Raw genomic sequence first — 2,350 nt, 5'->3', positions numbered from 1 at the left:
ATGGAGTCTCTGGGCGGAAGGTGGGAAAGTCCGACAGGCTCCTAGAGGCCAAAAAGGCTTATAAAGCCCCGTCCGGCGCGACGAACACCGTCAGCACGCCCGTGTAGCCATAGAGCCGGTGCGCGGCGATTTCGCCGCCGGCGAAGAAGCCCGCCAGGGGCACGTCGCCCAGCGCATGGCGCACGATCTGCAGCTCGGCGCTGGGCCCACCGAAGTGCGGCCCGCCGCGGCCCGAACAACTCACATACAGCGCACCGCAAATGCGCCGGCCGCCCGCCGGCTCCGCATGCGGCGCGCTGCCTGCGGCGGGCAGCGCCTGCGCCTCTTCGAGTTGGGGCGATAGCTCCTCACGGATCTCGGCACAGATGCGCATCAGGTCGGCACGGGCCGCGCCGACGTTGCGCTGGCAGAAGGCCAGGCGCATGCCCACCTCGACATGGTCACCCAGCGCCACGCCGCTGCGCGTCGCGTCCAGCCCGACGATGTGGCGCACGCGCGTGTCGGCGCCAAAGTGGCCCGTGCGCTGGCGCTGCGGCGCGTCCGCGTCCTCCAGCCCTGCCAGCGTGGCGCGCACGGCGCGCAGCGCGGCCTGGGCGTCGCCCTGCAGCGTCACGCCCAGCGTGTCCAGCAGCACGTCCAGCGCGGGTTCGCCGTCCAGCTCCAGCACCACGTTGTCCTGCGCGGCGGTGATGGCCGCCTGCGCGCCGATGGGCTGGCAGCCCTGCGTGACGCGCGAGACCAGTTCCACCTGCGCATCAAAGGCCACGCCCGACAGGCCGCCGTGCAGCACGCCGTCGCCCTCGCCGCCGGCGGGCAGCGCCAGCTGCACCTGCGCCCCGCGGCTGGCCACCACGCCGCCAAACAGGTAGCCGCTGCTGGTGCGGCCCGCCATCTCGGCCACCAGATCCGCCAGTTCGGGTGTCTGGCCGTCCACATGCACCAGCGCCGTGTGGGCCGCAAAGCCCACCCCGGCCGCATCGCCGTGCGCCAGCGGCGCCACGCCCGAGAACACGCGGTAGTGCGCGCGCGGCAGGTCGCACAGCATCAGCGAGAGCGCGGGTTCATCGAAATATTCGACGTTGTTGCCCGCCACGCCCACGCCGACCGCGCCTGCCCAGTCGGTGACCGTCGGCAGTTCGCGCCGCAGCAGGTCCAGCAGGGCCGCGGCATCGTCCGCGTAGTGGTCGGTGATGTAGAGCAGCCCCAGCGTGGGTGCACTGGCGTACTGGGGCAGCGCCATCTGCGCCCGCAGTTGCGCCAGCACCAGCACCGCGGCCATGTGCCACTGCGGATGGGTGGCGTGTGCATTGGGAAAGAGTCTCATGTGTCAGCCCTGCGATGGGGTACAGGCGCCGCCGCGCAGCTCAACCTGCCGGCCGCCGCGTGCGGGACGCGGCAGCCTTTTGGGTGGGCGATGGTGCGGGGGCACGCTTGGCGCCCGCGCTGGCCGCGGCAGTCCGCTTGGCGGCCGGACGTGCCTTGTCGTTGGCCTTGTCGTTGGCCTTGCCGCCCGGTTGGGTCGCCGGCCGGGCGGCCGCCTTTGTGGAAGGCTTGCCGGCGGCAGGGGCGGGCGTTGCCGCAGGCGCCGCACCGGCGGCCTGCGCCGCCGCGCGCATGCCGTGCATGCCCTGCGCGGCCATCTGCGCCGCCATGCTGGAGGCGGTCTTGAGTGCGCCGCTGGCCATCTCGCGCGTGGCATCGAAGGCCGCCTGGTGCGTGCCCGCATCCCGCAGGGCATGCGCCGCGATCTGCTGGAACTGGCTGGTCAGCGCACCCCACCATTGCATCGGGTCGGCCACGCCCTTGGTCTGCTCGGGCGCGGCTTCATCGTCCGGTGGTGTTCGCGCGGTGCGCGCCGCCGAGGCGTTGTTGGCCGGGGGCGGCGCCTCCGGTGCAGGTGCAGGTGTGGGTGCGGGCGGAGAGGTGAACGGGAACGCGGACGGTGGCTCGGCGGCTCGTGCGGCGGGCCGCTCCTTGTCCTGGCCTGCTGCGGCGCCGAAGCTCGCGGCCAGGTCGCCCATCGCCACGTTCATATCCTGCAGCGTGGCCAGCGTCATCTTCTGCACCTCCAGCGCCTGCACGGTCGCGGCCAGGGCGCGCGCGTTCTGCTCCAGCCAGAACTGCACGGCCTTGAGGTCCTGGATGCGCTTGTCCAGCTCGTCCACACTCACCGTGGGCGCCACCCAGCCCGACAGCCCCGGCATGGTGGGCATACCCGCCGCAGCGCCCTTGGCCAGGTTCTGCAGGAAATCAAATCCCGGGACGAAACGCCCGAAGCCGAAAGGGGTGCTATCGCTCATGGCCTGCTTGTATGGATGCCTCCCGGCAATGAGTAGTAACCCGCATCGCT

Annotated in this window: 2 protein-coding genes; both read right to left on the bottom strand. The window is 72.0% G+C overall.

Features of this window, described 5'->3' with window-relative positions:
- Positions 1–58: 58 nt before the first annotated feature.
- Positions 59–1,324 carry an FIST N-terminal domain-containing protein gene (locus OX89_RS07345; RefSeq protein WP_047350118.1) on the bottom strand — a complete coding sequence of 422 codons (1,266 nt, stop codon included), beginning with the start codon at positions 1,322–1,324 and terminating at the stop codon, positions 59–61.
- A gap of 40 nt (positions 1,325–1,364) precedes the next feature.
- Complete coding sequence (locus OX89_RS07340; protein ID WP_047350117.1) at positions 1,365–2,300, bottom strand: PhaM family polyhydroxyalkanoate granule multifunctional regulatory protein; 936 nt, start codon at positions 2,298–2,300, stop codon at positions 1,365–1,367.
- Between the last annotated feature and the right edge of the window lie 50 nt (positions 2,301–2,350).

The sequence above is a fragment of the Diaphorobacter sp. J5-51 genome, from assembly GCF_001023515.1.
Classification (GTDB): domain Bacteria; phylum Pseudomonadota; class Gammaproteobacteria; order Burkholderiales; family Burkholderiaceae_C; genus Diaphorobacter; species Diaphorobacter nitroreducens.
The sequence above is the reverse complement of the archived record's forward strand: the minus strand, read 5'-3'. Positions and strand labels throughout refer to the sequence as shown.